The organism is Leptospira perolatii (assembly GCF_002811875.1).
In the GTDB taxonomy this organism is placed as follows: domain Bacteria; phylum Spirochaetota; class Leptospiria; order Leptospirales; family Leptospiraceae; genus Leptospira_B; species Leptospira_B perolatii.
This window is the reverse complement of sequence record NZ_NPDZ01000002.1, coordinates 357,068-371,578: the sequence shown is the minus strand read 5'-3', so window position 1 is coordinate 371,578 and position 14,511 is coordinate 357,068. Positions and strand designations below refer to the sequence as shown.

Here is a 14,511-nt window from a genome sequence, read left to right as displayed (position 1 = left end):
AATGCCAACCAGCTCGAAGACCTTCTTATCGATTGTAGACGCTTCGGGACCTTTTTTTTTGGAAAAAGAAGAAGGCACGACGAATTGGTCAAAGGCTCCGATCGCAAAGCTTGAAAAAGGCTCCAAGCTCTCCCGAAAAAAGCATAAGAAAGTAAGAAAGTCTTTTCAAGTCTATGCAAAAAGAGTTTCTGATTTGGGTTTTAACTCGATTAGCCTGGATGAGCTTTGTTATTTAGTTGCTCATCCTTTTTATCCCGAGCTTTTGAAAAAGAAAATCCATGGCTATCAAAAGAAATATAAAAAACTGTTTTCGATCGCTAGAAAAAGCGGACTAAACGTTTTTTTGACAACCGACTTTTTACCATTAAACGAAAGCCTTAGAATACAAACCGACGGGAAACTGCCTGCTTGCCGAAAAGTATTTGCAGAATCTCTAAAGCAGGTTTTCGAACGATTTCCGGACGTGCAAGGAGTGATACTTAGAATCGGAGAATCCGATGGAGTCGATGTACAGAAAGAGTTCAAAAGTAAATTACTGATTCGCAAGCCTGAAGACGCGAGACAGTTACTCCTAGAAATTCTGCCGATATTCGAGCAGTATAAAAAGACACTGGTTTTTAGAACCTGGACCTTAGGAGCCTATGCAATTGGTGATCTGATCTGGAATAAAAGCACATACAAGAAAGTATTTCGAGGCATCAAAAGCAAGTCCCTCGTAGTCTCCATGAAATATGGCGAAGGAGATTTCTTCAGATACATGGAGCTCAATCCTCTTTTTTTCGAAGACGGACTCCCCAAGTTACTCGAACTTCAAGCCCGAAGAGAATACGAAGGTTTCGGAGAATTTCCCTCCTTTGTAGGCTGGCAGTACGAAAACTACAAAAATCGACTTTTGGCAAATGCTTCCTCCGATTTAATCGGAATCAGCGTTTGGACTCAAACAGGAGGATGGTCTTCCTTCCAGAATATCACTTTTCTAAAAAACTCTTCCTTTTGGAATGAACTGAACTCTCTCGTATCCGTAAGAATGTTCTCCAAAAATTGGTCGGTTGAAAAATGCATCGGCAAGTTTTGGGGAAAGGAAAATTTGCCAAAGTTTCTAGAGTTTTTGAGGCTTTCCGACCAGGTCATCGAACACTTATTATACGATCCTGAATTCGCTCGCCTAACTTTGTATTTTCATAGGGTGAGAATTCCGCCTCTAATACATATTACCTGGGATAAGGTCACAGTTTCCGAACCATTTCGTCTTTTGACTCAAACCTTTGTCAAGGATCGGAACAAATCTTTAGAACTCGGAAAGAATGCGTTAGATTCACTTTTGAAGATGGGAGAACTGTCCAAAGAAATTGGAATCCCCTTCGATTTTAGATTCCAATATGATACATTCCAATTAATCCTTCTTTGTCGCAAGATGATGTACGAAAACAATCCGGCGCGCTATCTCGAGCTCTATGAAGAAGCGATCTTACTTTCTTCTATCTATCACGACCAATATCCGAAAGCGTACAAGTTTCGATTCTTTCCCTCAGGTTCCAAACCGAAAACTTGGATGAAAATTGTGCTCAGAATGTTCTTGAGAAAAAAAAGGTCCTACAGATGGGTCGATCTAATCTTATTCCATCCCCTGCTCAAAAAAATCTATTATTATGCATACTTAAAGCTAAGGAAAAAATTGCCGGCATTCTTAAACGCGCAAGCAATGCCGATCAGCGAACTACTTTGTTGAATCTGGATTGACGAACTCGATTTTGTTTTTCAATATTTGGATATGCATTCCAAGTTATTGAACGCTTTCTCGCTCTGTTTAGTTTTACTCATTCTTTGTTTCAATTGTGCTTCGGACAAAAAAGACTCTGCCCCAGAGTCTAGCTCCGGAAACTCCGGTTCGAATTCTGCCTCTTCCGATGGACAAGGTTCCGAAGGGAATGTGCGAGCTTCCAATCGATCCTTAGATATGGAAACTTCCGAAGACGGAACCTGCGAACAAGGCGATTGCGAAAACGGTAGAGGAACCTATTTATATTCCACGGGCGATAAGTACGAAGGCAGTTTCAAAAGCGGCTCGAGAGAGGGAGAGGGAAACTTCCAATACAAAAACGGAGATTCTTTCCAAGGTATGTATTCTCAAGATCTAAAAGAGGGAGCCGGAGTTTATACATTCAAGAACGGAACTAAAATGGAAGGAAACTTTTCCAAGGGAATACTGAAAGGGAACGCAAAAGTAACTTTTTCCGACGGAAGTACATTAGAAGCGGAATTTCTAGATTCTAATAATTCCGGACCGGGCACTTATACAAGAGCAGATGGGACTCAAGCCACCTGCTCCATGCAATCAAAGACTATCTATTGTCCTAAAAACTAATCCGGATTTCCAGAACCGGATTCGGGCTTTTCCCATTGAGCAGCCTGGTCGGCTGCTACTCGAATCAATGTATGCGTGATCTGAAAAGGATCGCTCTTCCAGTTCGGCATGGTTCTAAGCTCTACCACTCTTACCCAAACTTGATTCGGCCCTACTTTGAAGAGGTGATTTACGCATAAACACTTGAACTTGAATCCAAATCCGAATTCGGGTGGCTGTACCGAATGAGGAGCCGCAAAAAAATGCAGAGTCTCATTTAGAGGATTCTTATATACTAATGCGAATTTTCTGGTGTCTCCGGCGACCAAAACCAACTTTGAATCTTCAATTGGTTTCGAAACCGGAGCTTTCTCGATAGAATCATAGGCCTGGGTATCCCAAAGTTTGACCGGCCTTTGCGAAGCGAGCTCGTAGATTTCCATCTTTCCCGGTAATCCCTTGTATTCCCAGAGTACTTTTACTGGAACCGCGCCTTCTTTGCCGGCGAGGTTCAGAGAAAATTGGTCTCCCTTGGATTCGCCTGGCTTATCGCAGCCCCAAAACCAGATCGCAACGGCGATTAGAAAAAGAATCTGAAGTTTCTTCATGTCTCTCAACTTCTATTCGTTATTCAATTCCAAAGTCTTAAAGTGGAAAATTTTGTTCGGATTCTCATTTTGCACATACAACTTGTTTCCCACTTTTTTAATCCGAATGAATTCTTGAAAAATCTTTTCCTTTTTATTCGGATCATCGTTTGCCATATTGCAATCCCTACCACAACCGTTGCAATCTCCTCCGTAGTAATCCTCGTTGTATTCCTTTTCCGTAAAAGTTCTCACAAAACCGAAGATCCTGAGCTTCAAATTATCTGGCTTTGCTTCTTTTACTTCAAAATTTCCTAATGCAAAAAAACTTCTATTGGTTCCGGTTGCCCCGTCTGACTCTCGAGTGTTTCCTTCCAAAAACATGCTTCCATCCGTACGCAACCTGAGGGTCCAATTCGAAGATTCTGGTTGAGCAAAATCCTCGGAGGGAGTCGGATTTGCTTCTGCGACAGCCTGAGAATCCGGAGCTTCACTGGATCCTGCCCCTGAAACAGGAATATCTCCGTACAATTCTCCACCTATAAAACTCCAATTGAGTACTCCGTTGGCTCCAGCCGCCGTAAACTGCAGAGAATTTTCTTTTGCGATTTTCTTGACCTGTTCAATCGGACTCGCGAGGACCCAGTCGTCTCCATCAAAAAAACGGATTTCGCTTAATACTAATCCTTTATAGGTCTTCCCTTTGTAGATTGAATCCACTGTTAAACGAAGATGCTTTCCCTTAAAAGGTTTTTCGAGCTTTACTGTCTGAGGGCCTAGAATATCTTCCACAGCGACTTTTGCCTGGTAGCCGTTATCTCCGGTAAGAGTAGCTTCCTTCAGTCTACCGTTCGAGAAGCAGTGCACATCAGATCTTTGGTATCCATTCCAAATCTTTAATGATTCAATTTTTTGCTCTTCCTTAAAATCAAAATCAAGCGTGACGCCCACGCCATGGTCGTCAGACGCCCACGCGTATTCATATCTAGAATCGAATAAATTCATAGCGTCGTACGATAGGTAAGGCTTTGCGGTTTCCGAAGCTTTTACGCTTGCCTCTACTACTTTGGGGGCTTTCAAGTTCAGTTTAGAGCCCTTTTCATCATAAAATACAACCTTATCGATGCAAAGGTCAGTGTTCTTATGAAAGTTGAATGTAACTGATCTAGCATTTCTAGGAGTTTCAAAAGACACTGATGCCTTGGCTCCATCCGAAGTCAAATCCTGACTATATTCATCAAAATTAATATAGGCAGTGACTACGTCGCTAAAATTTCCTCCACAGGAATTGATTTCAATTTTGGAAAGAGTAAAAGCATCATCAGGATAGACATGCAACTTTACAAAACTAGCACCCTTTTCAGGTCTCCAGGCTTGTCCAGAAAGTATATCAAAAGGAAGGCCACTTTCCATCGAAGTGGCCGTGATCATGGATACTGGTAGTTTCTTGCCGCAAGAAACAGCGAGCAAGGTTATCGCGCAGAGCAATATAAATCGAAAATACATAGTGCATCTCCTCGGAAAAAGCCAAGGATAGAAATTATTTCCCTGGCGAGAATATGCAAACTTTATTTCTGCTTTTTATTCTTTCGCCTGAGGAAGATGGATTAAGTATAAAATATCTTCACTCAAATAGATTTCGGAAATGAATTCATCCTTGTAATCATTTTCTTTGTACACGTACTCTTTAAACTTGTTTTCTTTGGCGTAGCGTGAAAAAGCTGGGTATACTTTAAAGACTCCGAACAAAATGGAAAGCGGGTTTTTGTAAGGAAAACGAGTCACAAGATATTCTCCTTGCGGAAGCACCCTAACCCCGAATTTTTCCAGATTTTGAGGCAGGCCTTCGTAGGCCTTTTTTGACAGAACAACACCCCCTTCACTTCTTAACTTTTCATCGGGTACATAATTCGGATTGTCATAATACAATCCGAATTTTGCCTCGATCGGAAGCTTTGTTTCTGTCGCATAAGTGTCGACCGTACTGATGACCGAACCGATATCCTTGTAAGCTCCAGTATGACTTTGGTATAAAAGGTAATAAGGTCCCTTTACCTCCTTCTGAAACTGAATTGTTTCAAAGGCACCCATATAGAAAAAAAACACCAAAACTAAGAGAACTATTGAGAGTAAAACGATTGATAATTTTTTCATAGCGCTTAGGGGTACCTCTATTTTGGGATAGTGTCAAATACATTTCGAATAGAACGATTTTTCGCAAATCAGACATAGAAATTAACGATTGTTAGCTCCTAATTGGAACAAGTAAATTTCTAGACCCTAAAGTGGTTGCAAAACAAGACCGTTTTTGAAAACTCTTGGATTTCAAACTTGGGAAGTTTTCTTTAATTCATGAAGTCTCTTAACAAAAAAATACTGTTCGCCTTGGCTCTACTTATTGGCGCTTATACTGCGTCCTACTATGTAACCCTTCCTCATTATGAGTACCAGCAGCCCGGTCCACTTCCGTCGACTTTTGATTTGTTTTATAAGTCCAGACTTTCCGAAAGCATTGCAAAACATGCCCGTCCCGGAAACGAAGAAAAACTAGTAAGGTATTCACCGGGAAAGACTCCGCTAGCAATTCTGTATATTCACGGTTATGGTGCCTCTCGTGCAGAAGGGGAATACTCAGTGGATCGAATCGCTTCTGCATTAAAAGCAAATACATACTATCTCAGACTTCCGGGCCACGGCACCAACAACGAAGACCACCGAGATACGGATTATCCGGAGTATCTGAAAGTATCTGAAGATTCCTTTCTAATGATGAATCAGTTGGGCGAAAAGGTTGTCATTGTAGGTACTAGCATGGGCGGATTGATCGCAACCTATCTCGCATCAAAATATCCGGATAAGATCGCCGGAATAGTTCTACTCTCTCCTTTTTACGATTATGCACCTGTAGCAGCTAAACTGTTTTATCTTCCGGGAGGAAAATGGATCGCAGCTCTTGTTAATGGAAAGATTCGCAAATCGAAACCGATTGGTCCCGGTGAAAGATTGAAAGAGCATTACTACGAATATTGGTACAAAGACCAGTACCTTTCTGCCTTGGAACATATCTCGGATCTAAGAAAACTCATCGCAAAAGATGAGGTTTTCGAGAAAGTAACCTGCCCCACTCTATTAGAATATTATTACAAAGACGAAAAGGAACAAGATGTAACAGCGAGCGTACCGGCTATGCTCGAAGCATATTCCAAATTCGGCGGTAAAAACCCAAGTCCTCTAAACCGGAAAGTGGCTATTTCCGACGGAAACCATGTTTTAGCGTCTATGCATGTGGAAACCGACAAAAAACTGGTAGAATCGGCTGCGATAGAATTTCTGAAGCAAATTATGAAAAAGTAATTTTGTCTTTTCCGGGATGAAATATAAATAAATGGAATTACTCCTTCATGGAAAGGAGTAATTCTCTTAACAAGGATAGCCCTTTCCTTGGTTGTTTTTTATGACAAAGGAAAAATTTGCGTTCTGTTACCAATTCTTCGATCGGAATCACTTTCAGTTTTGAACTTAAGGAATATTCAGAAAGGAAGCCGATTCCCAATCCAGCCTCGATCGCTTTGATAACCGACTCTACACTTCGTAATTCCATCGCCACTTTGGGAAAAAATTCTGACTTAAATGATTTGATTTTTTTTTCGATTGCCTTTCGAATCGCGGAACCTGGGTGAAAGTATATAAAAGATTCGTTATTTATATCTTTGAATCGTATTTTCTTTTTTTTGAAAATTGGATGTTCCTTATTTGCAACAGGCACGATTCTGTCCGACAAAAATTCTTCTGTGGAAAGCCCAGGTTCGTCCAAGGGACCGGTAAGTATTCCGAGATCGGCTTGACCATTCAAAACCAATTCCTTTGTTTCCTGCGCGTCACCCTCACGGACCGAAAGAACTAAATCAGGATGCTTTTCTAAAATCTTCTTAATCATTTTTGGCAGAATCCAGGCTGAAACGGTTCCGCCTGCACAAAGAGAATACTTTCCGCTCAGTTCCTTCCCAGGTTTTCGCATTGCTTCGTGGAGTTCCTTCCAAAGCTCCTCCATCCTTCTCGCATATTCTAAGAATGTCTGACCTTCGTGAGTCAATCGCACTTCCTTGGGTCCTCTTTCCAGCAAGGTGTTCCCAAGTTCCCGCTCCAAAAGGGCAATTTGCCTAGACAAAGCAGGCTGAGAAAGGCCCATGCGACCAGCGGCTCTTTGGAACGTACCGGCCTCCCAAATCTCTAGAAAATACCGTATCTGTCTAAATTCCATAGTATTACATTTAGTTATAGCTTATATAATTTCAATCTATTTGCATTATATTATGTTTTCGGTTACTTTTTAATCATTCGGGAGGCCAGAATGAAACCGAGAACCTTGTACGACAAACTTTGGGAATCGCATGTGATTCAAAGCGATATAAACGGGGAAGACTTGCTTTGGGTGGATCGTCATCTGATGCACGAAGTCACTTCGGCGCAGGCGTTTTCCGGCCTTAGAGAAAGAAATCGGAAAGTATTTCGTCCTGAATTGACCTTGGCCGTAGTTGATCACAATGTTTCCACGAGATTTAGAACCAGGGAAGCGGCGGGCCCGGTTTCTAAATTGCAAATGGAAACATTAGAAAAGAACTGCGAAGAATTTGACATCAGGCTTTTGGATATAGACCACCCAGACCAGGGAGTCGTCCACGTGGTCGCGCCGGAGCTCGGCTTTACCTCGCCCGGGACAGTGATCGTTTGCGGAGATTCTCATACCTCGACTCACGGAGCCTTCGGTGCTTTGGCTTTCGGAATCGGAACAAGCGAAGTGGAACACGTACTCGCGACCCAGACACTGAGACAAAAAAAATCTAAAAACATGCTGGTCCGTGTCGAAGGAGAACTTTCTCCCGGAACAACCGCAAAGGACATAGCTTTAGCCTTGATCGCAAAGATCGGAACGAATGGTGGAAACGGGCATGTTATAGAATATTCAGGAAACGTAATATATAAAATGTCGATGGATGCCAGGATGACTTTGTGCAACATGAGTATAGAAGCCGGTGCAAGAGCAGGTTTGATCGCGCCTGATCAGACCACTTTCGCTTACCTACGAAATTTGGAGGGATCACCAAAGGGTCCCCTATTTGATGTCGCGACGTCTACGTGGGAAAAGTTAAGATCAGATTTTGAAGCTTCCTACGATCGAATCGTGATCATAGAAGCAAATTCCATTTCTCCGCAGGTAACTTGGGGAACAGACCCTTCTCAAGCAGTGTCAATAGACGGCTTTGTTCCGGATCCGGAAAGTTTTTCAGATCCAGCTCAAAAAGAATCTGCGAAAAGGGCTCTCGCTTATATGGGCTTAATGCCAGGAACTCTGGTTTCAGAAATTGAAATCGACAAGGTGTTCATAGGCTCCTGCACGAATTCTAGAACGGAAGATTTGAGAAATGCAGCGACCTTGGCCAAGGGAAAAAAAGTATCTAACAGAGTACATGCGATCGTAGTTCCCGGATCCGGCAGAGTCAAAAGGCAGGCGGAAAAGGAAGGATTGGATCGGATCTTTATAGAAGCGGGGTTTGAATGGAGAGAACCCGGATGTTCTATGTGTCTAGCAATGAATGACGATGTACTAAAGCCAGGAGAAAGATGTGCATCCACCTCGAACCGAAACTTCGAAGGAAGGCAAGGTAGAGGAGGAAGAACTCATTTAGTCAGCCCCGAAATGGCGGTGTTAGCTGCGGTGCACGGAAAATTGACAAATCCAAACCAAGGAAAAGGAGAAATCGCATGAACGGTTGGAAAAATCATAAAGGCATCGCAGTGCCAGTACTCAGAGCAAACATAGACACAGATCAAATTCTTCCCAAACAATTCATGAAGCTTGTGGATAAAAAAGGATTCGGCAAACACTTGTTTCACGATTGGCGGTATATGGATACGGAGGAAACAGTATTGAATCCTGATTTTCCTCTCAACTTTGAAAGATACAAAGGCGCAAGTATATTAATCTCCGGAAAAAATTTCGGCTCTGGATCTAGTCGAGAGCATGCTCCTTGGGCCTTGTCCGATTTTGGTTTCAAAGTGGTGATAGCTCCGTCCTTTGCGGATATTTTTTCGATCAATTGCGCAAAGAACGGAATCGCACTTGTAGCACTGCAAGAGGATCAGATTTTAGAAATTGCAAACTGGGTCGAAAAAAATCCCGGTTGCGAATTGGAAATCGATCTAGAAAGGCTCGTTTGCTCCGCAAACCAAAAAGAATATAGTTTTGTTTTAGATCCTTCTCAGGTCGACCGAATCAAACATGGTTGGGATGAAATCGATAGTACCTTCCATGCTTCTGAATCGATTCTAAGATTTGAAATGGAATACAACAAAAGGTTTCCATTCTTGAAATCGCCATCGATGACAAATTTCTAAACAAAGTTCGGCTCCAAAGAATTATCGAAACTTTGGGGCTGGTCGCTTTCTGCAACCAACATAATCTAAATCAATTCATGCTTTCGCAAATTCTTCTTTTGATTTTGACTCGGCCTGATTTACTTGGCTATTCCCTCTTTGCACTACTAAATCTTTGAGCACTTCTAATTCTCAATCCGGTATCTCCAAAACTGTCTGGATTTTATGCTGGATCAGTTTGCTTACGGATATCGCATCCGAGATGCTCTATCCGATTCTGCCCCTCTATCTTTCTAGTATTGGCTACTCTTTTACATGGATCGGTTTTTTGGAAGGACTGGCAGAAGCCACAGCGGGCTTGAGCAAAGGCACCTTCGGAAAGTTAAGCGATGTTTCTCAAAAGAGGGTCCCGTTTATCCGACTCGGATATTCACTTAGCGCAATTTCCAAGCCTATGATGGTACTATTTTCTAATATAGGTTGGATTTTTTTGACCAGGACGATCGATCGTTTGGGAAAAGGAATTCGTACTGGTGCGAGGGATGCTTTATTATCTGAAGAAGCCACGGCAAAATCCAAAGGCAAAATCTTCGGTCTGCATAGAGCAATGGATACACTGGGCGCGGTGACAGGGCCCCTGCTTGCCCTAATTGCTTTTAGATACTTTGGACTTTCCTTTGCGCAACTATTTCTCATTGCAGCAATTCCTGGAATCTTGACAATTTTCCTTTCCAGTTTTTTGCGCGAAAGTTCTAACCCAAAAGCTGCGCCTTCACCGGGAGGATCATACAAAGATTTCATAATATACTGGAAAGAAAGTCCGCCGAAATACAAAAGGTTTGCCCTGCTTCTCTGGACTTTTTCACTCGCGAATAGCTCAGACTTGTTTCTTTTGTTTTATGTAAAACAGGTTTTATCCTCCCAGGATGCCATGATCTATGTATACATATTTTATAATCTAGTCTATGCTGCTTTTTCGATTCCCGCTGGTTACTTATCTGATTCAATTGGACCTAGAAAGATATTATCTCTCGGGTTCGCCTTGTTCGCAGTTTCCTACGGCGGGATGGCGTTAGGCGATTCTATCTTTCACTTTCTTGTATTATTCTTTTTGTACGGGATATACGCAGCTTCAACAGAAGGAATCGCCAAAGCCTGGATCAGCAATCTGGTCCCGGCGAAAGACGCGGGCACAGCGTTTGGAACCTTTTCAGGAGGGCAAAGTATTTGCCTCCTATTCGCGAGTATTTTTGCAGGTTGGATTTGGGAATTCGTAGGACATCCCTATGTTTTCCTTTTTTCCGCTTCGGTCTCAATACTGATCGCTTTTCTCATTTGGACAAGTATGAGATCTACGGAATTTAATATAGTCGAAATAAATAAAGGAGATGCGTGATGCATTCCAAAAATCTGAATCGTGAAGAGTTAGGTGTAAAAATCCACTGGGAACCAGGCACATCTTTGTCTTATACCACTCCAGCCAATAGAAAGCGCTGGCTCTTTGATAGGCTTTTGCTCGGAAGCGACTTGCCTTTCATTCTTGGTTACTTTAGTGAGATAGTTAAGAGCAGAAAACTTTCGTTAGATGGTAAGTATGATGATCCTACTTGGACGGTTTCTTCGGGTGTAATTTTCGACCTCGTAGAAAAATGCGGAGGAAAGTTCCAGGTAGAGAATATGGAGAACTTAATCAGTCCACAAGGACCGGTTGTTTTTGCGGGAAACCATATGAGCGTTCTTGAGACTTTTGTCCTTCCTCACTTCATCGTTCCGTTTCGTCCGGTAACATTCGTTGTAAAGGAAAGTCTAGTCAAAGGAAAGCTATTTGGACCAGTTATGAGGTCCAGAAATCCAATCGCAGTCGGTAGAACGAATCCGAGAGAAGATTTGGTGAAGGTACTCGAAGAAGGCACTAAGATTCTGAAAGGAGGAACCTCTATCGTAGTATTTCCTCAAAGCACCAGAACCACTACGTTTGCTCCGAGTGAGTTCAATTCCATCGCTGTAAAGCTGGCTTCAAGAGCCGGAGTCCCTGTGGTCCCGATGGCACTTAGAACAGATTTTTGGGAAAACGGAAAAATCTTTAAAGATATCGCGAGCCTTCATCGCAAAAACGAAATTCATATGAAATTCGGAACTCCACTTCCGCCGGAAATGGATGCTCGGAAAAAACAGGAAACTCTTTTAGAATTCGTTCTGGCGAATCTAAAGGCTTGGAAAGTTCCTATTTTGGATCAACCTAAGATAGAGTAAATTAGATTTGCTTAAACTACCTTTTCCTCCCTGAGTCTGAAACGTGAAGTTAGATTGAACAATACATCAGCGAGGCTGTTCAAAAACTCAGAAGTATTTGTAAGCCCCCTAGATTGAGTAGATATTTCGGAGAATGAATCGTTCGCTTTCGACAGGGAGACAAACAGAGAATCGAGTTCCGCGAGTCTATTTTTTAGAGATTCAGAAATATCCAGACTCAACTTTCTGAGTGATTCGTTTCTAGAAGTCAGATCTTCTAGTCGGAACTGAATCTGTTGGCCTTCTTGCAAAATACTTTCGGAAACTTTATTGGATCTTTCTACCTCCGCGGCCAGACCAGAAAAATTCTCGGCCAAAGTAGAGAATGAGTTTCTGCACTCAGTCACGGATGTGAGTATATCCTTGAAGAATCCGCCTGCTCTTTTAGTATGCTCTTCGGTTAACATCGCCAGCTTGTTTACTTCGCTCGCGACTACGGAAAAGCCCCTTCCCGCTGCGCCAGATCTTGCGGCCTCGATGGAAGCGTTTAGAGAAAGCATTCCTAATCGATCCGAGATTTCAGACAGAAGTTGTATCATTTCTTCTACTTTCTTTGTGGACTCTACCATTCGAGCGAACCCGGTCGCCAAATGCTCCATTTCATTCGTACTCTGCTTAGAGACCGCGAAAGCTTTTTCAGAGGTATTTTTGGAATCCGTCAAAGAAGTTCCCATCAGTCTGAATTCCTGAATCAAATCGAATATTAGTTTTGTATTATTCGATTCTATTTCCTGCTGTTCGTCCGCGTTGCTAGCGATACGATAAAATGCTGATCTAAATCCCTCGGCGACAGCCTCTACTTCATCGAAGTTCGCAGATTGGTTCTGAATTTTAGAATCCACTACAGCCCAAGAAGAATTAAGCGCAGAGGAAGAATTTCTGAGTTCGTCGGCCTTGTCTTGAATCGATTTGACCATGACCGCAAGAGTTGTAAAGAACCGATTCATCAATTCAGCGGCCGCGCCTGCCTCGCTCCCTTTTTCTACTCTAAGTTGTCTAGAAAGATCTCCTGCACCGCTAGAAAGTTCTTGCAAAGAACCTAATAGATCCAACCAACTAGAACCTGCTCCGTGTTCTGCAAAGTTGAGGCCGTCTTCTTCCATTTGGCGAGTGACCCGGATTCCAATCGTCATCTTGAGAAGCAGGAAGAACAGTACCCCGAGACCGAAGGACCATCCGGCACAAGCAGCCACACCGATTGCCTGGACTTTTAGAGCTTCTAAATTGAATCCTTTAAAAAGTGGGATCGCAACTGTACCAATCATTCCGCAGACTCCATGAATCGGAAAAGCGTTTACCACGTCGTCTATATGAAATAGCTCCAAGATCCTCGCCGCAAAAATCACAGTAGCTCCTGCAATGATTCCTATAATACAAGCCGATATCGGAGACAATACGTTGCAACCTGCGGTAATCGCGACCAAGCCTCCCAAGGTTCCGTCGATTGTACTTTCTACAGAAGGTTTTCTTTGTAGTGCCCAGGAGATTAAAAGAGAGGAGAATCCTCCCGTACTAGCCGCGAGGCAAGTATTTACGATAATCAAAGGAACTAAATCATTAAAAGCTAATGTACTACCTCCATTAAATCCGAACCAACCGAACCAGAGAATAAAAACTCCAAGCACCGAAGAAGTCAATTCGTGTCCTGGAATCTTTTCAGCTTTTCCGTCTTTTGAAAATTTACCGATCCTTGGCCCGAGTAAAATCGCACCTGCCAGCGCAAACCAACCGCCTAATGAGTGTACCACAGTCGATCCTGCAAAGTCCATGAAGCCGATCCGTGATAACCATCCACCTCCCCAAGCCCAGTGACCAAATATCGGATATACAAAAAGGGAAACGAATATAGACGCGTATATATATGCAGAAAATTTAATTCTTTCCGCAACAGCCCCAGAGACGATCGTGGCCGCGGTTCCCATAAAGGCTACTTGGAATAGAAAAAAAGCGTATTCCTTTCCGGTAGAGAGATCCATCAGCATAAAGTGTTCGATCCCTAACCATCCTTGGTAGGAAGATCCCCACATTATACCGAATCCAATTGCAAAAAATCCTACAGTAGCAACTAAATAGTCCGTAAGATTTTTGACCGCGACATTGATCGTATTTTTTAACCTGGATAAACCAGTCTCCAACATTAAAAAACCTGCCTGCATAAAGAATACCAGAGCTGCGGATAGAACAACCCAGAGTATGTCCACATCCTTCGCGAGAGTCTTAGCATGAGATTCTGAATAGATGGAATCGGTATTTATACCGAATAGAATCAAAAGTATCGTTATTGTTTTTAACCAGGTGGGAAAATCTTTTTGAGCACTCAAGTTCTTCATCGGTGACTCCTCCGTAATAGAATTCACCCTACCGAAGCAGTAATTGCTTTACAAACCACCCAATACTTTACGCGTTTATTTTGGAATTGCCAAAAGAAATTTATTTACTAACAAAACAAGGCCGAGTTATAGAAGCGTTCTACACTCACCCGCACTATAACCGACCTAAATGGATTGAATATCAGAACAATTAACACAAGAATGGCACATTCATGAAATTTTCACAAGGCCAACTACAACATTATAATTCCTCTAAAATCTAAAATTCTAAAATTAGTTTATTATTGAATGATAATGTATTAATACCCGCTTGAGCCAGATCCGCCGCAGGCTGAAACCAAAGCCAGATAAGGCCCGTTGCAGTAGGTATTCGCGTACGGATTCCCTGGGTAGGCTCCGAGACAACTGAGGTATAGCACCTTTCCATCGTCACACTTCTTCTTGTCGTCATCAGATTTCATCCCATAGGCCTCTTTCAAGTCTGAGCAGGCAAACAAAGAGATTGCAAAAATCAATAGGACGATCCCCCGTTTTCTTAGTAATAAAGCCATTTCATTCCTCCGTTTATCCCTTAAGTAAAAGA

General features: G+C 42.5%; 13 protein-coding genes. 7 read left to right on the top strand and 6 right to left on the bottom strand.

What is annotated here, in order from left to right; translation table 11 throughout:
• The first annotated feature begins 1 nt into the window (after position 1).
• Positions 2-1,729 (top strand): glycosyl hydrolase family 67, encoded by a 1,728-nt coding sequence (locus tag CH373_RS05475; protein ID WP_100713088.1) that lies wholly within the window; start codon positions 2-4, stop codon positions 1,727-1,729.
• A gap of 42 nt (positions 1,730-1,771) precedes the next feature.
• Entirely contained in the window at positions 1,772-2,365 is a 594-nt protein-coding gene (locus CH373_RS05470; protein ID WP_100713087.1) for an MORN repeat-containing protein, read from the top strand.
• Here the strand turns inward: CH373_RS05470 and lsa20 are convergent.
• The 3 genes from lsa20 to CH373_RS05455 form a co-directional block, all read right to left on the bottom strand.
• Positions 2,362-2,952 carry an LIC11469 family lipoprotein adhesin Lsa20 gene (gene lsa20 / locus CH373_RS05465; protein WP_243393272.1) on the bottom strand — a complete coding sequence of 197 codons (591 nt, stop codon included), beginning with the start codon at positions 2,950-2,952 and terminating at the stop codon, positions 2,362-2,364. The genes CH373_RS05470 and lsa20 overlap by 4 nt on opposite strands.
• 12 nt (positions 2,953-2,964) lie before the next feature.
• Entirely contained in the window at positions 2,965-4,437 is a 1,473-nt protein-coding gene (locus CH373_RS05460) for a discoidin domain-containing protein (protein WP_100713086.1), read from the bottom strand.
• Positions 4,438-4,512: 75 nt separating this feature from the next.
• The gene (locus CH373_RS05455) at positions 4,513-5,085 is read right to left on the bottom strand and encodes a GyrI-like domain-containing protein (RefSeq protein ID WP_100713085.1); all 573 of its coding nucleotides are present in this window, start codon (positions 5,083-5,085) and stop codon (positions 4,513-4,515) included.
• A 198-nt stretch (positions 5,086-5,283) separates the two neighbouring features.
• On the opposite strand from CH373_RS05455, the gene CH373_RS05450 reads away from it, so the two are divergent.
• Positions 5,284-6,285 (top strand): alpha/beta hydrolase, encoded by a 1,002-nt coding sequence (locus CH373_RS05450; RefSeq protein ID WP_100713084.1) that lies wholly within the window; start codon positions 5,284-5,286, stop codon positions 6,283-6,285.
• A 37-nt stretch (positions 6,286-6,322) separates the two neighbouring features.
• Here the strand turns inward: CH373_RS05450 and CH373_RS05445 are convergent, their stop codons facing one another.
• Entirely contained in the window at positions 6,323-7,192 is an 870-nt protein-coding gene (locus tag CH373_RS05445; protein ID WP_100713083.1) for a LysR family transcriptional regulator, read from the bottom strand.
• A 90-nt stretch (positions 7,193-7,282) separates the two neighbouring features.
• On the opposite strand from CH373_RS05445, the gene leuC reads away from it, so the two are divergent.
• The 4 genes from leuC to CH373_RS05425 all read left to right on the top strand — a co-directional run bounded on the left by leuC (position 7,283) and on the right by CH373_RS05425 (position 11,559).
• Positions 7,283-8,698, top strand: coding sequence for a 3-isopropylmalate dehydratase large subunit (gene leuC / locus CH373_RS05440; protein WP_100713082.1), 1,416 nt, complete (start codon positions 7,283-7,285; stop codon positions 8,696-8,698).
• A complete protein-coding gene (gene leuD / locus CH373_RS05435) occupies positions 8,695-9,327 on the top strand; it encodes a 3-isopropylmalate dehydratase small subunit (protein WP_100713081.1) in 633 nt (210 codons plus the stop codon). The genes leuC and leuD overlap by 4 nt, the downstream gene beginning before the upstream one ends.
• Before the next feature lie 154 nt (positions 9,328-9,481).
• On the top strand, positions 9,482-10,702 hold the full coding sequence (locus tag CH373_RS05430) for an MFS transporter (RefSeq protein ID WP_243393271.1): 1,221 nt from the start codon (positions 9,482-9,484) through the stop codon (positions 10,700-10,702).
• Complete coding sequence (locus tag CH373_RS05425; RefSeq protein WP_100713080.1) at positions 10,702-11,559, top strand: lysophospholipid acyltransferase family protein; 858 nt, start codon at positions 10,702-10,704, stop codon at positions 11,557-11,559. The genes CH373_RS05430 and CH373_RS05425 overlap by 1 nt, the downstream gene beginning before the upstream one ends.
• An 11-nt stretch (positions 11,560-11,570) precedes the next feature.
• Here the strand turns inward: CH373_RS05425 and amt are convergent, their stop codons facing one another.
• Both amt and CH373_RS05415 read right to left on the bottom strand, forming a co-directional pair.
• Positions 11,571-13,928, bottom strand: coding sequence for an ammonium transporter (gene amt, locus CH373_RS05420; RefSeq protein WP_100713079.1), 2,358 nt, complete (start codon positions 13,926-13,928; stop codon positions 11,571-11,573).
• A 299-nt stretch (positions 13,929-14,227) separates the two neighbouring features.
• Positions 14,228-14,479: a hypothetical protein gene (locus CH373_RS05415; RefSeq protein WP_100713078.1), complete on the bottom strand. Its 252-nt coding sequence runs from the start codon at positions 14,477-14,479 to the stop codon at positions 14,228-14,230.
• Between the last annotated feature and the right edge of the window lie 32 nt (positions 14,480-14,511).

Bases quoted from the DNA above. Each gene is read 5' to 3' on its own strand.
- CH373_RS05475 (WP_100713088.1), top strand. From the start codon at position 2: ATGCCAACCAGCTCGAAGACCTTCTTATCGATTGTAGACGCTTCGGGA.
- CH373_RS05470 (WP_100713087.1), top strand. From the start codon at position 1,772: ATGCATTCCAAGTTATTGAACGCTTTCTCGCTCTGTTTAGTTTTACTC.
- lsa20 (WP_243393272.1), bottom strand. From the start codon at position 2,952: ATGAAGAAACTTCAGATTCTTTTTCTAATCGCCGTTGCGATCTGGTTT.
- CH373_RS05460 (WP_100713086.1), bottom strand. From the start codon at position 4,437: ATGTATTTTCGATTTATATTGCTCTGCGCGATAACCTTGCTCGCTGTT.
- CH373_RS05455 (WP_100713085.1), bottom strand. From the start codon at position 5,085: ATGAAAAAATTATCAATCGTTTTACTCTCAATAGTTCTCTTAGTTTTG.
- CH373_RS05450 (WP_100713084.1), top strand. From the start codon at position 5,284: ATGAAGTCTCTTAACAAAAAAATACTGTTCGCCTTGGCTCTACTTATT.
- CH373_RS05445 (WP_100713083.1), bottom strand. From the start codon at position 7,192: ATGGAATTTAGACAGATACGGTATTTTCTAGAGATTTGGGAGGCCGGT.
- leuC (WP_100713082.1), top strand. From the start codon at position 7,283: ATGAAACCGAGAACCTTGTACGACAAACTTTGGGAATCGCATGTGATT.
- leuD (WP_100713081.1), top strand. From the start codon at position 8,695: ATGAACGGTTGGAAAAATCATAAAGGCATCGCAGTGCCAGTACTCAGA.
- CH373_RS05425 (WP_100713080.1), top strand. From the start codon at position 10,702: ATGCATTCCAAAAATCTGAATCGTGAAGAGTTAGGTGTAAAAATCCAC.
- amt (WP_100713079.1), bottom strand. From the start codon at position 13,928: ATGAAGAACTTGAGTGCTCAAAAAGATTTTCCCACCTGGTTAAAAACA.
- CH373_RS05415 (WP_100713078.1), bottom strand. From the start codon at position 14,479: ATGGCTTTATTACTAAGAAAACGGGGGATCGTCCTATTGATTTTTGCA.